The 21151-nt window shown below is 49.4% G+C and carries 13 protein-coding genes, 5 tRNA genes and 3 rRNA genes; 1 reads left to right on the top strand and 20 read right to left on the bottom strand.

Annotation, left to right across the window (positions count from 1 at the left end; translation table 11 throughout):
- Positions 1 to 51: 51 nt before the first annotated feature.
- From rpoB to OH773_RS20420, 12 genes are all read right to left on the bottom strand, one after another.
- Entirely contained in the window at positions 52 to 4080 is a 4029-nt protein-coding gene (gene rpoB / locus OH773_RS20365; RefSeq protein ID WP_270141419.1) for a DNA-directed RNA polymerase subunit beta, read from the bottom strand.
- Between the two features lie 324 nt (positions 4081 to 4404).
- Positions 4405 to 4770, bottom strand: coding sequence for a 50S ribosomal protein L7/L12 (gene rplL, locus OH773_RS20370; protein ID WP_183273243.1), 366 nt, complete (start codon positions 4768 to 4770; stop codon positions 4405 to 4407).
- A 66-nt stretch (positions 4771 to 4836) separates the two neighbouring features.
- Entirely contained in the window at positions 4837 to 5334 is a 498-nt protein-coding gene (gene rplJ / locus OH773_RS20375) for a 50S ribosomal protein L10 (RefSeq protein ID WP_270141422.1), read from the bottom strand.
- Positions 5335 to 5631: 297 nt separating this feature from the next.
- Positions 5632 to 6336, bottom strand: coding sequence for a 50S ribosomal protein L1 (rplA, locus tag OH773_RS20380; RefSeq protein ID WP_064541398.1), 705 nt, complete (start codon positions 6334 to 6336; stop codon positions 5632 to 5634).
- A 3-nt stretch (positions 6337 to 6339) separates the two neighbouring features.
- Positions 6340 to 6768, bottom strand: coding sequence for a 50S ribosomal protein L11 (gene rplK / locus OH773_RS20385; RefSeq protein WP_064541401.1), 429 nt, complete (start codon positions 6766 to 6768; stop codon positions 6340 to 6342).
- A 159-nt stretch (positions 6769 to 6927) separates the two neighbouring features.
- Positions 6928 to 7473 carry a transcription termination/antitermination protein NusG gene (gene nusG, locus OH773_RS20390; protein WP_034461806.1) on the bottom strand — a complete coding sequence of 182 codons (546 nt, stop codon included), beginning with the start codon at positions 7471 to 7473 and terminating at the stop codon, positions 6928 to 6930.
- Position 7474: 1 nt separating this feature from the next.
- Entirely contained in the window at positions 7475 to 7858 is a 384-nt protein-coding gene (gene secE / locus OH773_RS20395) for a preprotein translocase subunit SecE (RefSeq protein WP_034461807.1), read from the bottom strand.
- A 235-nt stretch (positions 7859 to 8093) separates the two neighbouring features.
- Positions 8094 to 9278: an elongation factor Tu gene (gene tuf / locus OH773_RS20400; RefSeq protein ID WP_270141429.1), complete on the bottom strand. Its 1185-nt coding sequence runs from the start codon at positions 9276 to 9278 to the stop codon at positions 8094 to 8096.
- Between the two features lie 111 nt (positions 9279 to 9389).
- Positions 9390 to 9465, bottom strand: a tRNA-Thr gene (locus OH773_RS20405).
- Between the two features lie 5 nt (positions 9466 to 9470).
- Positions 9471 to 9545, bottom strand: a tRNA-Gly gene (locus tag OH773_RS20410).
- Positions 9546 to 9661: 116 nt separating this feature from the next.
- Positions 9662 to 9746, bottom strand: a tRNA-Tyr gene (locus tag OH773_RS20415).
- Positions 9747 to 9756: 10 nt separating this feature from the next.
- A tRNA-Thr gene (locus OH773_RS20420) sits at positions 9757 to 9832 on the bottom strand.
- A gap of 612 nt (positions 9833 to 10444) precedes the next feature.
- Between OH773_RS20420 and coaA the strand changes: the two genes are divergently transcribed.
- Entirely contained in the window at positions 10445 to 11395 is a 951-nt protein-coding gene (gene coaA / locus OH773_RS20425) for a type I pantothenate kinase (RefSeq protein ID WP_221200580.1), read from the top strand.
- Between the two features lie 29 nt (positions 11396 to 11424).
- On the opposite strand, the gene birA is transcribed toward coaA, so the two are convergent.
- The 8 genes from birA to trkH form a co-directional block, all read right to left on the bottom strand.
- The gene (birA, locus tag OH773_RS20430) at positions 11425 to 12387 is read right to left on the bottom strand and encodes a bifunctional biotin--[acetyl-CoA-carboxylase] ligase/biotin operon repressor BirA (protein ID WP_270141432.1); all 963 of its coding nucleotides are present in this window, start codon (positions 12385 to 12387) and stop codon (positions 11425 to 11427) included.
- A complete protein-coding gene (murB, locus tag OH773_RS20435) occupies positions 12384 to 13412 on the bottom strand; it encodes a UDP-N-acetylmuramate dehydrogenase (RefSeq protein ID WP_270141434.1) in 1029 nt (342 codons plus the stop codon). The genes birA and murB overlap by 4 nt, the downstream gene beginning before the upstream one ends.
- A 263-nt stretch (positions 13413 to 13675) precedes the next feature.
- A 5S ribosomal RNA gene (gene rrf, locus OH773_RS20440) occupies positions 13676 to 13791 on the bottom strand.
- A 110-nt stretch (positions 13792 to 13901) separates the two neighbouring features.
- Positions 13902 to 16810: ribosomal RNA gene (locus OH773_RS20445) — 23S ribosomal RNA — on the bottom strand.
- 219 nt (positions 16811 to 17029) lie between these two features.
- Positions 17030 to 17105, bottom strand: a tRNA-Glu gene (locus OH773_RS20450).
- Between the two features lie 86 nt (positions 17106 to 17191).
- A 16S ribosomal RNA gene (locus tag OH773_RS20455) occupies positions 17192 to 18731 on the bottom strand.
- The 16S, 23S and 5S rRNA genes sit together here with 1 tRNA gene alongside, the layout of an rRNA operon.
- A 409-nt stretch (positions 18732 to 19140) precedes the next feature.
- Positions 19141 to 19674, bottom strand: coding sequence for a menaquinone-dependent protoporphyrinogen IX dehydrogenase (gene hemG / locus OH773_RS20460; protein WP_270141436.1), 534 nt, complete (start codon positions 19672 to 19674; stop codon positions 19141 to 19143).
- Positions 19675 to 19686: 12 nt separating this feature from the next.
- Positions 19687 to 21138, bottom strand: a complete 1452-nt coding sequence (gene trkH / locus OH773_RS20465) for a Trk system potassium transporter TrkH (RefSeq protein ID WP_183273147.1) — start codon at positions 21136 to 21138, stop codon at positions 19687 to 19689.
- Positions 21139 to 21151 lie beyond the last annotated feature (13 nt).

The raw sequence follows: 21151 nt of genomic DNA on the forward strand, positions 1-21151 counted from the left end.
ACGTCCGGTGTGACCCGGACATCCTGTAACCAGTACAGCAGATACGAGTGATTACTCGTCTTCCAGCTCGATGTTGATACCCAGCGAACGGATTTCTTTCAACAATACGTTGAAGGATTCCGGCATGCCTGGTTCCATCTGATGGTTACCGTCCACGATGTTTTTATACATCTTGGTACGGCCATTAACGTCATCAGACTTAACAGTCAGCATTTCCTGCAGAGTATAAGCAGCACCGTAAGCTTCCAGCGCCCACACTTCCATCTCACCGAAGCGCTGACCACCGAACTGAGCCTTACCACCCAGCGGCTGCTGAGTAACCAGGCTGTAAGAACCGGTAGAACGCGCGTGCATTTTGTCATCAACCAGGTGGTTCAGTTTCAGCATGTACATGTAACCTACGGTTACTGGACGCTCAAACTGCTCACCGCTACGGCCATCAAACAGTGTGATCTGACCGGAAGTCGGCAGGTCACCCAGTTTCAACAGCTCTTTGATTTCCGACTCTTTTGCACCGTCGAAGACAGGAGTAGCAATCGGCATACCTTTTTTCAGGTTCTCAGCCAGACGCAGAACTTCATCGTCGGTGAAGGTGTTCAGGTCAACTTTCTGACGAACATCTGAACCCAAATCGTATGCTTTCTGGATAAATTCACGCAGCTTGGAAACTTCTTCCTGCTTCTTCAGCATAGCGTTGATTTTCTCGCCGATGCCTTTAGCAGCCATACCCAAGTGGGTTTCCAGAATCTGACCGATGTTCATACGAGATGGTACGCCCAGCGGGTTCAGTACGATGTCAACCGGCGTGCCGTTTTCATCGTAAGGCATATCTTCGATCGGGTTGATCTTGGAGATAACACCTTTGTTCCCGTGACGACCTGCCATCTTGTCACCAGGTTGGATCTGACGTTTAACGGCCAGATACACTTTAACGATTTTCAGCACGCCAGGTGCCAGGTCGTCGCCCTGAGTGATTTTGCGGCGCTTAGCTTCAAGTTTCTTCTCAAACTCGTGCTTCAGCTCGTCGTACTGCTCTGCCAGCTGTTCCAGCTGGTTTTGCTTCTCTTCGTCAGTCAGACCCAGTTCCAACCAGCGATCGCGTGGCAATTTGTCGAGCTTCTCAGCTTCAACACCGCCAGCAACCAGCACAGCATGGATACGTGCAAACAGACCAGCTTCAAAGATTTGCAGTTCTTCAGTCAGGTCTTTCTTAGCCTGCTTCAGTTGCATCTCTTCGATTTCCAGCGCGCGCTTGTCTTTTTCCACGCCATCGCGGGTAAAGACTTGCACATCGATAACGGTACCGGAAACGCCGTTTGGTACGCGCAGAGAAGAGTCTTTAACGTCAGACGCTTTCTCACCGAAGATTGCACGCAGCAGTTTCTCTTCTGGAGTCAGCTGGGTTTCGCCTTTAGGCGTTACCTTACCAACCAGAATGTCACCACCGGTCACTTCAGCACCGATATAAACGATACCGGATTCATCCAGTTTGGAGAGAGCTGCTTCACCCACGTTAGGGATATCAGCGGTGATCTCTTCTGGCCCCAGCTTGGTGTCACGAGACACACATGCCAGTTCCTGGATGTGAATAGTTGTGAAACGATCTTCCTGAACAACACGCTCGGATACGAGGATGGAGTCTTCGAAGTTGTAACCGTTCCACGGCATGAACGCTACGCGCATGTTCTGGCCAAGAGCCAGTTCACCGAGGTCAGTAGACGGACCGTCTGCCAACACGTCGCCACGTTCAACTGGCTCACCCAGAGACACACAAGGCATCTGGTTGATACAGGTGTTCTGGTTAGAACGGGTGTATTTGGTCAGGTTGTAGATGTCGATACCAGCTTCACCAGCCAGCATTTCGTCTTCGTTAACTTTGATAACGATACGAGACGCATCAACGTACTGAACTGTACCGCCACGTTTAGCAACCGCAGTAACACCGGAGTCAACGGCAACAGCACGTTCCATACCAGTACCAACCAGCGGCTTATCAGCGCGCAGAGTTGGAACGGCCTGACGTTGCATGTTCGCACCCATCAATGCACGGTTGGCGTCATCGTGTTCCAGGAACGGGATCAGGGATGCACCGACGGAAACCACCTGTTGGGTGGAAACGTCCATGTAGTCAACCTGGTCGTTGCTGAACAAGCTTGATTCGCCTTTGCTACGGCAAGTTACGAGGTCGTCTACGAAACGGCCTTCTTCGTCCAGGTTGGTGTTCGCCTGAGCTATAACGTAGTTACCTTCTTCAATAGCAGAAAGGTAATGAATCTCGTCAGTCACAACACCGTCAACAACGCGACGATACGGAGTTTCTAAGAAACCGTATTCGTTAGTCTGTGCATAAACAGACAGGGAGTTGATCAGACCGATGTTCGGACCTTCAGGGGTTTCGATTGGACATACACGACCGTAGTGGGTTGGGTGTACGTCACGTACTTCGAAGCCTGCACGCTCACGGGTCAAACCACCCGGGCCGAGTGCGGAGATACGACGTTTGTGCGTAATCTCAGACAACGGGTTGTTCTGGTCCATGAACTGAGACAGCTGGCTGGAACCGAAGAACTCTTTAACCGCAGCAGAGATAGGCTTGGCGTTGATCATATCCTGAGGCATCAGGGTATCGAGATCGCCCAGAGACAGACGCTCTTTAACCGCACGCTCAACACGTACCAGGCCAACGCGGAATTGGTTTTCCGCCATTTCGCCTACGGAACGGATACGACGGTTGCCGAGGTGGTCGATATCATCCACTTCGCCCTGGCCGTTACGAATACCGATCAGCTTACGCATTACCTGGATGATGTCGTCTTTGCTCAGGATACCTGAACCTTCGATCTCATCACGCAGCAGGGAACGGTTGAACTTCATACGACCAACCGCTGACAAGTCATAACGGTCTTCGGAGAAGAACAGGTTCTCGAACAGATTTTCAGCCGCTTCGCGAGTTGGTGGCTCGCCAGGACGCATCATGCGATAGATTTCAACCAGCGCGCTCAGGCGATCGTTGGTTGGGTCGACACGGATGGTTTCAGAAATGTATGCGCCGTGATCCAGGTCGTTGGTAAACAGCGTTTCGATACGCTTATGACCACACTGGCTCAGCTTAGCCAACAGATCCAAAGACAGTTCCATGTTCGCCGGGCAAATCAGTTCGCCAGTCGATGCATCAACGTAGTCTTTAGCCGCGACTTTACCAGCAATATATTCAACCGGAACTTCGATAAGCTTAATATCGTCTTTTTCCAGCTGACGAATATGGCGCGCAGTAATACGGCGGCCTTTTTCGACATAGATTTTGCCGTCAGCTTCGATGTCAAAGGATGCAGTCTCACCACGAAGGCGTTCTGGCACCAATTCCATCTGCAGCTTGTTGTCACGGATTTCGAAATTAACTTTCTCAAAGAACAGATCAAGAATCTGCTCAGTGGTGTACTGCAATGCGCGCAGGATGATAGTCGCAGGTAGTTTACGGCGACGGTCGATACGCACGAACAGGTTGTCTTTCGGGTCGAATTCGAAATCCAGCCAGGAACCACGGTAAGGGATGATACGTGCGTTATACAGCACCTTCCCAGAAGAGTGGGTTTTACCTTTGTCACTATCGAAGAACACGCCTGGGCTACGGTGTAACTGAGAAACGATAACACGCTCAGTACCGTTGATAACGAAGGTGCCGTTATCAGTCATGAGTGGAATTTCACCCATGTAGACTTCTTGTTCTTTAATATCTTTAACGGTGCCTTCCGGCGCTTCACGCTCGTAAATCACCAGACGCAGTTTTACGCGCAGGGGAGCGGAATACGTCACGCCGCGGATCTGACATTCTTTAACGTCAAATACCGGCTCACCCAGACGATAGCTCACATATTGCAGCTCAGAGTTACCGCTGTAGCTTGCAATAGGGAACACGGAACGGAAAGCCGCTTCCAGACCGTACTGGCCTTCAGGATCTTGCTCGATGAACTTCTGGAACGAGTCAAGCTGGATAGAAAGGAGATAAGGAATGTCCAAAACTTGTGGACGTTTTCCAAAATCCTTACGAATACGTTTTTTCTCGGTATAGGAGTAAACCATAGGGTTCCTCAGCTCGCTGACAAGTCGACCCATCTGCCCGACAAGGGGACAGTTTGTGCAACACTATTTTGTGGACCGGAAAGTGGAACACTTTCCGCAATACCTGTTTCTATCACTCTTAAACCATTTCGCTACGCTTTACCCCGGAACTCCCGGCATAGAAAGTCGTAGTATATTAAGTCGTAGATAGAGACAAGCATTGAAAGGTAACCAGCAGTCAAACAGTGTGAAATGCTACTGGTACCCTACAGCGCAAAAAGGCTGGTGACTAAAAAGTCACCAGCCATCAGCCTAATTTCTCAGGCTGCAACCGGAAAGGTTGGCTTATTTAACTTCAACTTCAGCGCCAGCTTCTTCCAGAGATTTTTTCAGAGCTTCTGCGTCATCTTTGCTCACGCCTTCTTTCAGCGCAGCTGGAGCGGATTCAACCAGGTCTTTAGCTTCTTTCAAGCCCAGGCCAGTTGCGCTACGTACAGCTTTGATAACGGCAACTTTGTTAGCGCCAGCAGCTTTCAGAATAACGTCGAACTCAGTTTTTTCTTCAACAGCTTCAGCTGGGCCTGCAGCAACAGCTACAGCGGCAGCAGCAGAAACGCCGAATTTTTCTTCCATTGCAGAAATCAGTTCAACAACATCCATTACAGACATAGCTGCAACTGCTTCAATGATTTGATCTTTAGTGATAGACATAACAATTGTTCCTGAAAATCAGAATAAGTTTATACGTAAGCAAATGCGTTAGAAAGAAAAGCGCTATTAAGCAGCTTCTTTCTGATCGCGTACAGCAGCCAGAGTGCGAACCAATTTGCCTGCAGAGGCTTCTTTCATGGTTGCCATCAGGCGTGCGATTGCTTCTTCGTAGGTTGGCAGAGTTGCCAGGCGATCGATTTGCGATGCAGGGATCAGTTCACCTTCAAAGGCTGCAGCTTTAACCTCAAATTTTGCATTCGCTTTAGCGAATTCTTTGAACAGACGAGCAGCAGCGCCCGGGTGTTCCATAGAATATGCAATCAAGGTTGGACCAACAAACGTGTCTTTCAGGCACTCAAACTGAGTACCTTCAACAACGCGGCGCAGCAGGGTGTTACGAACAACACGCATGTAAACGCCAGCTTCACGACCTGCTTTACGCAGTTCAGTCATTTTACCTACGGTAACGCCACGGGAATCCGCAACAACCGCAGACAGCGCACCTTTGGCTACTTCGCTGACTTCAGCAACAATCGCTTGTTTGTCTTGAAGATTTAAAGCCATTAGCTTTGCTCCTGGATATTAGCCGGGGTTTCCCCCGGAACTCACTTCATTCATTACCAAAACGATAATGAACGTCGACATACGGTGAGCAGAAACAAGCCAAAGACTATCAAAAATATTCTTCAGGTTCTGTCACCGTCTACGCAGGGTATTAAGTTTCTCGCGAAACTCCTGCGGTCTTGGACGGAGGCCTGGATAAGGCCAGGCTCCAACCGAAAATTCTGTGTGCCTTACATATAGTAAGGCAACGGGCGTAAGATTTTAGACTAATCGAACGCCCGCGTAAAGCAGTGAATCTTAGTTCACTACTGCGCTCAGACCAGACTGGTCGATCGCAACACCTGCACCCATAGTGGTAGACAGGCTAACTTTCTTAATGAAAACGCCTTTAGCTTGAGATGGTTTAGCTTTTTTCAGCGCAACCAGCAGAGCTTCCAGGTTTTCTTTCAGTTTGTCAGTGTCAAAATCCACTTTACCGATGGTGGTGTGAATGATGCCGTTTTTGTCGTTACGGTAACGAACCTGACCAGCTTTAGCGTTCTTAACCGCTTCAGCAACGTTAGGGGTTACAGTACCAACTTTCGGGTTAGGCATCAGGCCACGTGGACCCAGAACCTGGCCCAGTTGGCCAACAACGCGCATTGCATCTGGAGATGCGATAACAACGTCAAAGTTCATTTCGCCTTTTTTGATCTGGTCAGCCAGATCTTCCATACCTACCAGCTCTGCGCCAGCAGCTTTAGCTGCTTCTGCGTTGGGGCCTTGGGCAAATACGGCTACGCGAACTGAACGGCCAGTACCGTGCGGCAGTACAGTTGCACCACGTACGTTCTGGTCAGATTTACGAGCGTCGATGCCGAGGTTTACAGCAACGTCAACGCTTTCTACGAATTTAGCAGTGGCCAGCTCTTTCAGCAGAGCAACGGCTTCGTTGATGTCATACTGTTTAGTTGCATCAACTTTGTCACGGATCACGCGCATGCGCTTGGTCAGTTTAGCCATTTCTTAATCCTCCACTACCAGGCCCATGGAACGAGCAGTACCTTCGATGGAGCGAGTCATCGCTTCAACGTCAGAACCAGTCATGTCCGCAGCTTTGGTTTCTGCGATTTCACGCACCTGAGCACGGGTCACTTTACCCACTTTGTCTTTGTTCGGCTTACCGGAACCAGACTTGATACCTGCAGCTTTCTTCAACAGAACAGCAGCCGGTGGAGTTTTAGTAACGAAAGTGAAAGAACGGTCAGCATAAACGGTAATAACAACCGGAATTGGCAGACCTTTCTCCATGGAATCAGTTTTGGCGTTGAACGCTTTACAGAATTCCATGATGTTAACACCTTGCTGACCCAGAGCTGGACCAACTGGTGGACTTGGGTTCGCCATACCAGCTGCAACTTGCAACTTGACGTAGGCTTGTACTTTCTTAGCCATCTTAATTTCCTCTAGTGGGTTATAACGCCTTACACAATGAAGGCTCCCCGTGAATAAATCGTTTTATACGTACAGGACGTATAAAAACAAAAGGCGCGAAATTGTAGTTCAATCTCGCGCCTTGTGCAACGAATAATCGCTGCTTTTACAAGCTAACTTTTAAGCTTTCTCTACCTGAGCAAAATCCAGCTCAACCGGCGTAGCACGACCAAAGATAGATACAGAAACCTTCAAGCGGCTCTTTTCGTAATCTACTTCTTCAACCACACCATTAAAGTCGGCAAACGGACCATCACTGACGCGTACCATCTCGCCTGGCTCAAACAGCGTTTTAGGACGCGGCTTATCACCAACCTGCTGCAGGCGGTTCATAATCGCATCAACTTCTTTATCGCTGATTGGCGCAGGGCGGTCAGAAGTACCGCCGATGAAACCCATCACTCGCGGTACGCTGCGCACCAAGTGCCAGCTCGCGTCGTTCATTACCATCTGGACCAGAACATAGCCCGGGAAGAATTTACGTTCGCTTTTGCGACGTTGGCCACCACGGATTTCGACCACTTCTTCAGTCGGAACCATGACTTCACCAAACAACTCTTCCATGTTGTGCAATTTGATATGCTCACGCAGCGATGTTGCTACGCGGCCTTCAAAACCGGAAAACGCCTGAACGACGTACCAGCGCATTTTAGGGGCTTCAGACATCTCAGAACCTCAGGCCAGTAATAAAAGAAACCAGGCGGACAAGTATACCGTCCAGCCCCCACAAAATCAGTGACATTACAGCGGTAACTGCAGCCACGATTAAGGTGGTGTGTAAAGTCTCCTGGCGAGTTGGCCAAATTACTTTACGAACTTCGGTTCTCGCTTCGCGGGCGAAAGCAACAGTAGCTTTGCCTTTCGTCGTTAACAGCGCGACACCACCCGCTGCAGCAATCAGCACAACCACGGCCAGGGCACGCAGAGGTAAACTCACATCTCTATAAATGTAGTTGCCCACGATCGCCACAATAAGCAGAGCAGCAACTGCCAGCCATTTCATCGCTTCCAGGCCGCGCCCGCTTCCTTGAGCTTCGGTATTCGCACTCATAAACCAACCCGTCACAGTAATTCAGACAAACATTTTTGCCCCGCATGTGCGAGGCAAAACCAAACCGAATGGCTCTTTCTCAGGTACTATTCGGTATAACGCCATCTTCAGAGCCTGTCTCAGCAATGATTATGAGTAAAAAATCACTGATGAGCCAGGTTCTGGGCAGAGAGCGTACAAAAAGGGCATCAAATGATGCCCTTTTCTTGCGCGTTGCGTCAAATGTTATCAGCGATTAAGCGATAACTTTAGCAACAACACCCGCGCCTACAGTACGGCCGCCTTCACGGATTGCGAAACGCAGACCGTCGTCCATCGCGATTGGGTGGATCAGGGTAACAACCATTTTGATGTTGTCGCCCGGCATGACCATCTCAACGCCTTCTGGCAGTTCGATGGTGCCAGTCACGTCAGTTGTACGGAAGTAGAACTGTGGACGGTAGCCTTTGAAGAACGGAGTATGACGGCCGCCTTCGTCTTTGGACAGAATATAAACTTCAGATTCGAACTGAGTGTGCGGCTTGATAGAGCCTGGCTTAGCCAGAACCTGACCACGTTCGATTTCTTCACGTTTGATACCACGCAGCAGAACACCAACGTTCTCACCAGCACGGCCTTCGTCCAGCAGTTTGCGGAACATTTCAACGCCAGTACAGGTAGACTTAGCAGTCTCTTTGATACCAACGATTTCAACTTCTTCGCCAACTTTAACGATACCGCGCTCTACACGACCGGTAACAACTGTACCACGACCGGAGATAGAGAATACGTCTTCGATTGGCAACAGGAATGGCTTGTCGATAGCACGTTCTGGTTCTGGGATGTAAGAATCCAGGAAACCAGCCAGCTCAACGATTTTAGCTTCCCACTCTGCTTCGCCTTCCAGCGCTTTCAGAGCAGAACCACGGATGATTGGAGTATCATCACCTGGGAAATCGTACTGAGACAGAAGTTCACGAACTTCCATTTCTACCAGTTCCAGCAGCTCTTCGTCATCAACCATGTCACATTTGTTCAGGAACACGATGATGTAAGGAACGCCAACCTGACGACCCAGCAGGATGTGTTCACGAGTCTGTGGCATCGGGCCATCAGTCGCAGCAACAACCAGGATAGCGCCGTCCATCTGAGCAGCACCGGTGATCATGTTTTTAACGTAGTCGGCGTGCCCTGGGCAGTCAACGTGCGCATAGTGGCGAGTCGGGGTGTCATATTCAACGTGGGAAGTGTTGATGGTGATACCACGAGCTTTTTCTTCTGGTGCGTTATCGATCTGGTCGAATGCACGAGCAGAACCACCGTAGGTTTTCGCCAGAACGGTAGTGATTGCTGCAGTCAGAGTGGTTTTACCATGGTCAACGTGGCCGATAGTACCGACGTTGACGTGCGGTTTTGTACGTTCAAATTTTTCTTTAGACATCGATTGTCCCTCTAAGACACGGATAAATCGGTGATATCACCACATCAACCAGGCGAAAGCCTGAATTTGTTGAATTCATTAACAGAAGAGAAACAGGAAGGATAAAGGAGGTGGTGCTGATAGGCAGATTCGAACTGCCGACCTCACCCTTACCAAGGGTGCGCTCTACCAACTGAGCTATATCAGCACATCTGGAGCGGGCAGTGGGAATCGAACCCACATCATCAGCTTGGAAGGCTGAGGTAATAGCCATTATACGATGCCCGCATCCTGGAACTCGGCTACCTGCTTGAATTCTGTATTAACTAAGGAATGGCTCCTTAGTATTCGAGTCGACTCGTTGAATCTCGTCGCCTCGGGCGACGCATAGCGTTGCCTGAAAATGGTGGTGGGGGAAGGATTCGAACCTTCGAAGTCGATGACGGCAGATTTACAGTCTGCTCCCTTTGGCCGCTCGGGAACCCCACCAAGCACTTGATGGTGCCGACTACCGGAATCGAACTGGTGACCTACTGATTACAAGTCAGTTGCTCTACCTACTGAGCTAAGTCGGCATCAAGTAGCGCGCATTCTAGGAACACTGGCCTCACGATGCAACAAAAAAATTAAAGAAAATGCACTACCGCTTATATTTTGCGCGACAAGTCGTAAAACTGATGAATTAACCACCTTTTCAGGGTGATTTTCGTACGACTGGGTACAACGAAAATCTACTCACACGACTTTTGCACTCTCTTTTCCACCAACTTTATGCAATCCGTTTTCTTCTGGTGTGCTTTTACTAAGCAAAATGCCTGACCCATTAGCGAAAAAGGCAATTCACCCTTATGAAGCGTTTCTTGTTTCATGTGCAAATAGCGAGAGACTGTTCGTCAAAACCATACAGGGCGGTCCGCAGCCATCTATCTACTTATGCTTATTCGTTGTTAAACAATTTGCTTGTGCAGCGCATAGCAAGTCAGGGGCAAACGACAACGTGATGCTTTCCCCGGAAAACATCATCACTTTCTTTTTTTCTTATTATTCTCACTCATCTGGTGTTACCCTCCTGCCCATTGTGAAAAGTAATATACGTTGCACGCCTTTGATTACCTGAGATGAGTCTCCTTTTCTCAGCCCGCGTACTACGTTCATTTTTGTCCTGAATTACAGGCAGAAGCATGCTTATGAGTAATAAAGAGCAAATGTTGACGACTCCTTATATGCAGTTCAACCGCAACCAATGGGCAGCCTTGCGCGACTCAGTACCTATGACTTTAACTGAAGGTGAAATTGCTCGGTTGAAGGGTATCAATGAGGATCTGTCTTTAGAGGAAGTGGCCGAAATTTACCTGCCGCTTTCACGTCTATTGAATTTCTATATCAGTTCAAATCTTCGCCGACAGGCCGTGCTAGAACAGTTTCTAGGTACGAATGGGCAACGGATCCCCTATGTCATTAGTATTGCAGGAAGCGTTGCGGTAGGTAAAAGTACAACCGCTCGCGTCTTACAAGCCCTGCTTAGCCGCTGGCCTGAGCATCGTCGCGTAGAATTGATTACAACTGATGGCTTTCTGCATCCGAATAAAGTGCTGAAAGAACGCAATCTGATGAAGAAAAAGGGATTCCCGCAATCCTACGATATGCATCGTTTGGTGAAGTTCGTTTCTGACATTAAATCAGGTGCACCAAATGTCACAGCACCAGTTTACTCGCATCTGATTTATGATGTTATTCCTGATGGTGATAAAACGGTTGCTCAACCTGATATTCTAATCCTTGAGGGATTAAATGTTTTGCAAAGCGGTATGGATTATCCACACGATCCGCATCATGTATTTGTATCGGACTTCGTAGATTTTTCGATTTATGTCGATGCGCCAGAGGAGTTGCTACAGGATTGGTATATCACACGATTCCTGAAGTTCCGTGAAGGTGCATTTACCGACCCGGACTCTTATTTCCATAGCTATGCGAAACTTTCTGAGGATGAAGCCGTTAATGTCGCATTGCAGCTCTGGAAAGAGATTAACTGGCGGAACTTAAAAGAAAATATCCTACCAACTCGTGAACGAGCCAGCTTGATCATGACGAAAAGCGCAAATCATGAAGTTGAGTGCGTACGACTGAGAAAATAAAAAATGGGGGATGTTATCCCCCATTCAAATTAATTAACTCCGCGCAATGATATTTCACCACCGACCCAAGGCTTAATTACGCCGTCTTGCTCTAATAACAGCCCACCTTGTTCGTTAATCCCTCTGGAAATACCATGAATTTCTCTATTACCAATAATTAACTTCACCTGGCGGTTAATAAAGTTATCCAGAGATTCCCAGCGCGGCAGGAAAGGCACTAAACCTTCCTCTTCAAATAGCTGTAATGCCTTTCGTAATTCTTTTATGATTCTAATTGCTAACGCATTACGATCTATATTAATTCCGGCTTCCTGAAGATTAATCCAGCTTTGATTAATCACATCCGTCGCCACATTTCGCATTGCAAGGTTGATACCTGCACCGATAACAATCTGCGCAGCATCGCCGGTTTTTCCGGTAAGTTCAACCAGAATACCAGCAAGCTTCCGATCATTCAGATACAGGTCATTTGGCCACTTAACTCTGACATCCTCAGCGCCTAATTCCCGTAGCACTTCGGCGATCACAACCCCAATAACAAGGCTTAGACCAACAGTCGCCGCAGGGCCTTGCTCGAGTCGCCAGAACATAGACAGGTAAAGATTGGCACCGAAGGGTGAAAACCATTGGCGTCCTCGGCGTCCTCGGCCAGTTTGCTGATACTCAGCAATGCAGGCATCCCCGGACTGAAGTGTTTCAAGACGATCGAGTAAATACTGATTAGTGGAGTCAATGACGGGTAGAACGGCAACTAAGCCCGTATCAATCTGCGATTTTATAAGTTCTTCATTAAGCAGTTGAATGGGATCTGGCAAACTGTAGCCTTTTCCTGGTACGGTAAAAACATCGACTCCCCAATCTCTTAGAGTTTGGATATGCTTATTGATAGCCGCTCGGCTCATACCAAGCTGCTCACCTAACTGTTCACCAGAATGAAACTCGCCGTCAGCAAGAATACCAATCAGCGTTAGAGGAATTTTGTTATCTTTCATGCGATGGTCTCCACAGCGCTAACTTCGCCACATGCTCCGATGAAGCGAACTTCGGGTTCCAACCATATTTTAAATTTCGCCCCGACACATTGGCGAACATGATGAGCCAGAGAAACTACATCCTTGCTTGAAGCATTCTTTTCATTGACCAGTACCAGCGCCTGCTGTTTATGAACTGCTGCGCCACCTACGCGATATCCCTTTAGTTGGCACTGGTCAATTAGCCATCCTGCAGCTAATTTAATTGAGCCGTCCGGCTGAGGATAATGTGGGATCGTTGCGAAGGCTGACAGTAACTCTGTAGCTTGCTCAGCAGTAACAACCGGATTCTTAAAGAAACTACCAGCATTGCCATTAACACGTGGGTCAGGAAGTTTTGTCATTCGCATGTGGCAAACGGTATTAAAAACTTCATGTGGAGTGATATTCTCAGCGTCAAGACGGGCCAAATCACCATACGATAGAACTGGCTGCCACAATTTTGGTAAGCATAATCCTACAGCAACGATCGCATAGTAATTCTGATATTCATGCTTAAAAATACTGTCACGATAACCAAATTGGCACTGTGAATTATCCAGGCGATGCATTTCACCACTACGTAAATCGACACAATCAACGTATTCACAGACGCTTTTGAGCTCGACACCATATGCACCAATATTCTGAATTGGTGAAGACCCAGCACATCCTGGGATTAAAGCTAAGTTCTCAAGCCCTGGCATACCTTGTTGTAAGGTATATTCAACCAGATGGTGCCAATTTTCCCCTGCGCCAACATGCAAGTGCCAGGCATCCTGCTTTTCTGTAACTTGTATGCCAGAAATTCGGTTTACGATTACGGTACCGGAGTAATCTTCCAGAAAGAGAACGTTACTTCCCTCACCCAGGATCAAAACGGGCATATCCCTCGCCACTGTCTCACTCCAGGCATCTTTTAACTGCTGTACTGTTTCAGCAATGACAATACGTGAAGCGTTAGCCTGAATACCAAATGTATTGAAAGGTTTAAGAGAAGTGCTCATGTTGGGTATCTTTCCTGAGTTTAAACCCGGTTAGTTTACCTTATATGCAAGGGGTTGGCTTGCCTGAGAGCGGATATGCAGGGGCGGTTCGTGTAAATTGCATACAGCAAAAAGCCCTGTACGTCAGTACAGGGCTTTTACCCGTATCATCCTGATACCCGCCCCTCCGGGGCTGCCGTGACCGGCGGGCAAAAGGGTTCCCGACCCTTTTGTCACAAACACAAAAAGGCCACCCGTTAAGGTGGCCTTCATGTTTATTTGGAGCCTGGCAGTTCCCTACTCTCGCATGGGGAGACCCCACACTACCATCGGCGCTACGGCGTTTCACTTCTGAGTTCGGCATGGGGTCAGGTGGGACCACCGCGCTACTGCCGCCAGGCATATTCTGTTTTCATCAACCGTCACAGTTTCACCTGTAACCATTAACTTAAAATCTTGGAATTAAGCTGAAAATTGTCTGTCTCTCAACCAAAACACCTTCGGTGTTGTAAGGTTAAGCCTCACGGATCATTAGTACTGGTTAGCTCAACGTATCGCTACGCTTACACACCCAGCCTATCAACGTCGTAGTCTTCAACGTTCCTTCAGGAGACTCAAGGTCTCAGGGAGAATTCATCTCGGGGCAAGTTTCGCGCTTAGATGCTTTCAGCGCTTATCTTTTCCGCATTTAGCTACCGGGCAATGCCATTGGCATGACAACCCGAACACCAGTGATGCGTCCACTCCGGTCCTCTCGTACTAGGAGCAGCCCCCCTCAATTCTCCAGCGCCCACGGCAGATAGGGACCGAACTGTCTCACGACGTTCTAAACCCAGCTCGCGTACCACTTTAAATGGCGAACAGCCATACCCTTGGGACCTACTTCAGCCCCAGGATGTGATGAGCCGACATCGAGGTGCCAAACACCGCCGTCGATATGAACTCTTGGGCGGTATCAGCCTGTTATCCCCGGAGTACCTTTTATCCGTTGAGCGATGGCCCTTCCATTCAGAACCACCGGATCACTAAGACCTGCTTTCGCACCTGCTCGAGCCGTCACTCTCGCAGTCAAGCTAGCTTATGCCTTTGCACTAACCTCACGATGTCCGACCGTGATTAGCTAACCTTCGTGCTCCTCCGTTACGCTTTAGGAGGAGACCGCCCCAGTCAAACTACCCACCAGACACTGTCCGCAACCCGGATCACGGGTCTACGTTAGAACATCAAACATTAAAGGGTGGTATTTCAAGGTTGGCTCCACGCAGACTGGCGTCCACGCTTCAAAGCCTCCCACCTATCCTACACATCAAGGCTCAATGTTCAGTGTCAAGCTATAGTAAAGGTTCACGGGGTCTTTCCGTCTTGCCGCGGGTACACTGCATCTTCACAGCGATTTCAATTTCACTGAGTCTCGGGTGGAGACAGCCTGGCCATCATTACGCCATTCGTGCAGGTCGGAACTTACCCGACAAGGAATTTCGCTACCTTAGGACCGTTATAGTTACGGCCGCCGTTTACCGGGGCTTCGATCAAGAGCTTCTCCTTACGGATAACCCCATCAATTAACCTTCCGGCACCGGGCAGGCGTCACACCGTATACGTCCACTTTCGTGTTTGCACAGTGCTGTGTTTTTAATAAACAGTTGCAGCCAGCTGGTATCTTCGACTGCCTTCAGCTCCATCCGCAAGGGACTTCACCTACCGACAGCGTGCCTTCTCCCGAAGTTACGGCACCATTTTGCCTAGTTCCTTCACCCGAGTTCTCTCAAGCGCCTTGGTATTCTCTACCTGACCACCTGTGTCGGTTTGGGGTACGATTTGATATTACCTGATGCTTAGAGGCTTTTCCTGGAAGCAGGGCATTTGTTACTTCAGCACCGTAGTGCCTCGTCATCACACCTCAGCGTTAACAGAAGTCCGGATTTACCTAAACTTCCCGCCTACATGCTTAAACCGGGACAACCGTCGCCCGGCTAACATAGCCTTCTCCGTCCCCCCTTCGCAGTAACACCGAGTACAGGAATATTAACCTGTTTCCCATCGACTACGCCTTTCGGCCTCGCCTTAGGGGTCGACTCACCCTGCCCCGATTAACGTTGGACAGGAACCCTTGGTCTTCCGGCGAGCGGGCTTTTCACCCGCTTTATCGTTACTTATGTCAGCATTCGCACTTCTGATACCTCCACCAGACCTCACAGTCCAGCTTCAACGGCTTACAGAAACGCTCCCCTACCCAACAACGCATAAGCGTCGCTGCCGCAGCTTCGGTGCATGGTTTAGCCCCGTTACATCTTCCGCGCAGGCCGACTCGACCAGTGAGCTATTACGCTTTCTTTAAATGATGGCTGCTTCTAAGCCAACATCCTGGCTGTCTGTGCCTTCCCACATCGTTTCCCACTTAACCATGACTTTGGGACCTTAGCTGGCGGTCTGGGTTGTTTCCCTCTTCACGACGGACGTTAGCACCCGCCGTGTGTCTCCCGTGATAACATTCTTCGGTATTCGTAGTTTGCATCGGGTTGGTAAGCCGGGATGGCCCCCTAGCCGAAACAGTGCTCTACCCCCGAAGATGAGTTCACGAGGCGCTACCTAAATAGCTTTCGGGGAGAACCAGCTATCTCCCGGTTTGATTGGCCTTTCACCCCCAGCCACAAGTCATCCGCTAATTTTTCAACATTAGTCGGTTCGGTCCTCCAGTTAGTGTTACCCAACCTTCAACCTGCCCATGGCTAGATCACCGGGTTTCGGGTCTATACCCTGCAACTTAACGCCCAGTTAAGACTCGGTTTCCCTGCGGCTCCCCTATACGGTTAACCTTGCTACAGAATATAAGTCGCTGACCCATTATACAAAAGGTACGCAGTCACCCCATAAAAGAGGCTCCCACTGCTTGTACGTACACGGTTTCAGGTTCTGTTTCACTCCCCTCGCCGGGGTTCTTTTCGCCTTTCCCTCACGGTACTGGTTCACTATCGGTCAGTCAGGAGTATTTAGCCTTGGAGGATGGTCCCCCCATATTCAGACAGGATACCACGTGTCCCGCCCTACTCTTCGAGTTCACAGCAAGTGCATTTTTGTGTACGGGAGTATCACCCTGTACCCTGCGACTTTCCAGACGCTTCCACTAATGCACAAACTGATTCAGACTCTGGGCTGCTCCCCGTTCGCTCGCCGCTACTGGGGGAATCTCGGTTGATTTCTTTTCCTCGGGGTACTTAGATGTTTCAGTTCCCCCGGTTCGCTTCGTTAAGCTATGTATTCACTTAACGATAGTGCAACGAATTGCACTGGGTTTCCCCATTCGGAAATCGTCGGTTATAACGGTTCATATCACCTTACCGACGCTTATCGCAGATTAGCACGTCCTTCATCGCCTCTGACTGCCAGGGCATCCACCGTGTACGCTTAGTCGCTTAACCTCACAACCCGAAGATGTCTCGTGAGACACAATCGAGGTTGCGAAAATTTGAGAGACTCGAACACACCGATACATCCTTTCTTATTACGGAGAAAGGAAACAGTGTGTCGTTTCAATTTTCAGCTTGTTCCAGATTTTTAAAGAGCAAATATCTCAAACGTGACTGTTAAGTCAGTTTTGAGATATTGAGGTCGGTGACTTTCACTCACAAACCAGCAAGTGGCGTCCCCTAGGGGATTCGAACCCCTGTTACCGCCGTGAAAGGGCGGTGTCCTGGGCCTCTAGACGAAGGGGACACTGAAGTCTCACTCGCAAGACGCCTTGCTTCTTTACTTTCATCAGACAATCTGTGTGAGCACTACGCAAGTTCGTATCTATTAGGTAAGGAGGTGATCCAACCGCAGGTTCCCCTACGGTTACCTTGTTACGACTTCACCCCAGTCATGAATCACAAAGTGGTAAGCGCCCTCCCGAAGGTTAAGCTACCTACTTCTTTTGCAACCCACTCCCATGGTGTGACGGGCGGTGTGTACAAGGCCCGGGAACGTATTCACCGTAGCATTCTGATCTACGATTACTAGCGATTCCGACTTCACGGAGTCGAGTTGCAGACTCCGATCCGGACTACGACGCACTTTATGAGGTCCGCTTGCTCTCGCGAGGTCGCTTCTCTTTGTATGCGCCATTGTAGCACGTGTGTAGCCCTACTCGTAAGGGCCATGATGACTTGACGTCATCCCCACCTTCCTCCAGTTTATCACTGGCAGTCTCCTTTGAGTTCCCGGCCGAACCGCTGGCAACAAAGGATAAGGGTTGCGCTCGTTGCGGGACTTAACCCAACATTTCACAACACGAGCTGACGACAGCCATGCAGCACCTGTCTCACGGTTCCCGAAGGCACTAAGGCATCTCTGCCGAATTCCGTGGATGTCAAGAGTAGGTAAGGTTCTTCGCGTTGCATCGAATTAAACCACATGCTCCACCGCTTGTGCGGGCCCCCGTCAATTCATTTGAGTTTTAACCTTGCGGCCGTACTCCCCAGGCGGTCGACTTAACGCGTTAGCTCCGGAAGCCACTCCTCAAGGGAACAACCTCCAAGTCGACATCGTTTACGGCGTGGACTACCAGGGTATCTAATCCTGTTTGCTCCCCACGCTTTCGCACCTGAGCGTCAGTCTTTGTCCAGGGGGCCGCCTTCGCCACCGGTATTCCTCCAGATCTCTACGCATTTCACCGCTACACCTGGAATTCTACCCCCCTCTACAAGACTCTAGCTTGCCAGTTTCGAATGCAGTTCCCAGGTTGAGCCCGGGGATTTCACATCCGACTTGACAAACCGCCTGCGTGCGCTTTACGCCCAGTAATTCCGATTAACGCTTGCACCCTCCGTATTACCGCGGCTGCTGGCACGGAGTTAGCCGGTGCTTCTTCTGCGAGTAACGTCAATCGCCAAGGTTATTAACCTTAACGCCTTCCTCCTCGCTGAAAGTACTTTACAACCCGAAGGCCTTCTTCATACACGCGGCATGGCTGCATCAGGCTTGCGCCCATTGTGCAATATTCCCCACTGCTGCCTCCCGTAGGAGTCTGGACCGTGTCTCAGTTCCAGTGTGGCTGGTCATCCTCTCAGACCAGCTAGGGATCGTCGCCTAGGTGAGCCATTACCTCACCTACTAGCTAATCCCATCTGGGCACATCTGATGGCATGAGGCCCGAAGGTCCCCCACTTTGGTCCGAAGACGTTATGCGGTATTAGCTACCGTTTCCAGTAGTTATCCCCCTCCATCAGGCAGTTTCCCAGACATTACTCACCCGTCCGCCGCTCGTCACCCAGGAGCAAGCTCCCTGTGCTACCGCTCGACTTGCATGTGTTAGGCCTGCCGCCAGCGTTCAATCTGAGCCATGATCAAACTCTTCAATTAAAAGCTTGATTTGCTTCAACTCGTGAAGCGGTGCTCAAAAATTAACTTTCGTAATAATTCAACTAAATGAATTACTGCTTGGTCACTCTTCAAGACTTGATATTTTTTTGATACCCGAAGGTATCTGAGATATCAATCCTGCGAGTGCCCACACAGATTGTCTGATAAATTGTTAAAGAGCAGTGAGTTAGGCGCTTTCGCTTGCTAACTCGAGGTGGCGTATATTACGCTTTCCTCTTTCAGAGTCAAGCGTTTATTTTCGCTTTTCATCTGACTGACGGGCCGGTTTGTAAGCCGTTGTGCCGTGTCAGTGGAGGCGCAGTATAGGGATTTTCTGGAAGCTGACAAGTGTTTATTGCAAAAATATGACTGGTCGTGGTTTTTTTCATCAAAATGGTTGTTTTGGACACTATTTGCTGTTTAAGTGCACTAACTCCTGGGCAAAACGTGCCACCTGAGGCCAATCGGTGTAGACGACTTCTTTACTAATATCTGTTTCACCGCCCGTCATCTTCATAATCAAGCGAATCATCACGCGGTCGTACCACTGATAGCGTGGATAACGAAGCGCACCCGCAAACACCGCACAGTGATTTGGCTGCCATGGTGAGGTCAGCAAGAACTTGCGCGTATAAGAGTTAGTTTGTGGAGATCGCTTCTCAGGTTTACGTGCAACCAGATTTACTGAAAAGAAAGCGCTGGGGATGTTATTCAGCGCTTGTTGATGCTTTTTCACAAACGCAGCCACTGAAGAATGGAAATGCCCATAACGAATAGACGCGCCGATAACGACGCGATCATAGTTTCCCCAGGCTATATCGCCACTACGGTGCAGGTTAACGACATCACTCTCGACACCCAACTCTTTCAACTCAGATGCTATATAAGAAGCAATCTCGCGAGTTTGACCATCACGGGTCGAAAACAGAATCAAAGTTCTCACAACAGGCTCCGGTTACTCTCGCCAGAAAGTTGGCGTAAACAGTACGAGTAAAGTAAACACTTCAAGACGGCCAAACAGCATATTGGCTATCAATATCCATTTTGCCACAGGATTCATACTCGCGAAGTTGTCAGCCACGACACCCAAACCAGGGCCTAGGTTATTCAGTGTTGCCGCAACCGAAGCAAAAGCGGAGAAATCATCCACCCCAGTGGCGATAATCGCCAGCATGCTGAGGATAAACACCAGCGCATAGGCCGAGAAGAATCCCCACACAGCTTCAAGGATACGTTCAGGCAGTGCACGGTTCCCAAGTTTAATGCTATACACCGCATTAGGGTGCACCAGCCGTTTCAACTCACGATTACCTTGTTTGAACAACAGCAGGATGCGAATAACTTTCAGACCGCCCCCCGTTGAACCCGCACAGCCGCCTATAAAAGCAGAGCACAGCAATAGCACCGGTAAGAATAGAGGCCAACGCGCGATACTGTCTGTCGTAAACCCGGCGGTCGTCGCCATCGAGACAACCTGGAAGAATGCCTGGTTCACCGTTAGCAATGCCGATTGGTAAGTATTATGGAACCACAGTACAAGAGTACAGATAACCACCAGGGTAAGTTGCACACCAATAAACATGCGGAATTCAGGGTCGCGCCAGTAGACCTTTATATTACGCCCACTTAATAAAGAGAAGTGCAGGCCATAGTTACAACCTGAGATCAGCAGGAAGATGGCAATAATAGTATTAATTGTTGGGCTGTCGAAATAACCAACGCTTGCGTCATGTGTGGAAAAACCACCAATCGCAATAGTCGCAAAACTATGGCCTATCGCGTCAAATGCTGGCATGCCGGCAAACCAAAGCGCCAACGCACACGCCACGGTTAACAAGACATAAATGATCCACAGGGTTTTTGCCGTATCAGCAATACGCGGGCGCATTTTGTTATCTTTAAGCGGCCCTGGCATTTCAGCGCGATATAACTGCATCCCGCCGACACCGAGGATTGGCAGAATGGCGACGGCGAGCACAATGATCCCCATACCGCCAAACCACTGCAACATCTGCCGGTAAAACAGAATGGCATGTGGGAGCGAATCAAGCCCGACAAGGGTCGTTGCACCGGTAGTGGTCAAGCCCGAGAACGATTCGAAGAATGCGTCGGTAATGGTAAGATTCGGCTGTTCAGCGAAGATAAATGGCAACGCCCCCACACTCCCCAGCACCGTCCAAAACAGTACGACAATCAGGAAGCCTTCTCGCGGTTTGAGCTCACTTTTTTGCCGCCGGTTTGGCCACCACAGAAAAGAACCAATGGTCAATGCGACGAAGAAAGTCTGGGTGAAAGCTCGGCCTGCACCATCGCGATAAATTAAAGCTACCAACCCTGGAATAATCATGGTCACGGAAAATAGAATGACTAACAGACCAACGATTCGGGTTATGGCGCGAAAATGCATTTCAGCCGCTTCC

Origin of the sequence: Buttiauxella sp. WJP83 (genome assembly GCF_027594725.1) — a bacterium.
Classification (GTDB): Bacteria; Pseudomonadota; Gammaproteobacteria; order Enterobacterales; family Enterobacteriaceae; genus Buttiauxella; species Buttiauxella selenatireducens.

Coding starts and splice junctions, on each gene's coding strand:
- rpoB (WP_270141419.1), bottom strand. CDS start 4,080: ATGGTTTACTCCTATACCGAGAAAAAACGTATTCGTAAGGATTTTGGA.
- rplL (WP_183273243.1), bottom strand. CDS start 4,770: ATGTCTATCACTAAAGATCAAATCATTGAAGCAGTTGCAGCTATGTCT.
- rplJ (WP_270141422.1), bottom strand. CDS start 5,334: ATGGCTTTAAATCTTCAAGACAAACAAGCGATTGTTGCTGAAGTCAGC.
- rplA (WP_064541398.1), bottom strand. CDS start 6,336: ATGGCTAAACTGACCAAGCGCATGCGCGTGATCCGTGACAAAGTTGAT.
- rplK (WP_064541401.1), bottom strand. CDS start 6,768: ATGGCTAAGAAAGTACAAGCCTACGTCAAGTTGCAAGTTGCAGCTGGT.
- nusG (WP_034461806.1), bottom strand. CDS start 7,473: ATGTCTGAAGCCCCTAAAATGCGCTGGTACGTCGTTCAGGCGTTTTCC.
- secE (WP_034461807.1), bottom strand. CDS start 7,858: ATGAGTGCGAATACCGAAGCTCAAGGAAGCGGGCGCGGCCTGGAAGCG.
- tuf (WP_270141429.1), bottom strand. CDS start 9,278: ATGTCTAAAGAAAAATTTGAACGTACAAAACCGCACGTCAACGTCGGT.
- coaA (WP_221200580.1), top strand. CDS start 10,445: ATGAGTAATAAAGAGCAAATGTTGACGACTCCTTATATGCAGTTCAAC.
- birA (WP_270141432.1), bottom strand. CDS start 12,387: ATGAAAGATAACAAAATTCCTCTAACGCTGATTGGTATTCTTGCTGAC.
- murB (WP_270141434.1), bottom strand. CDS start 13,412: ATGAGCACTTCTCTTAAACCTTTCAATACATTTGGTATTCAGGCTAAC.
- trkH (WP_183273147.1), bottom strand. CDS start 21,138: ATGCATTTTCGCGCCATAACCCGAATCGTTGGTCTGTTAGTCATTCTA.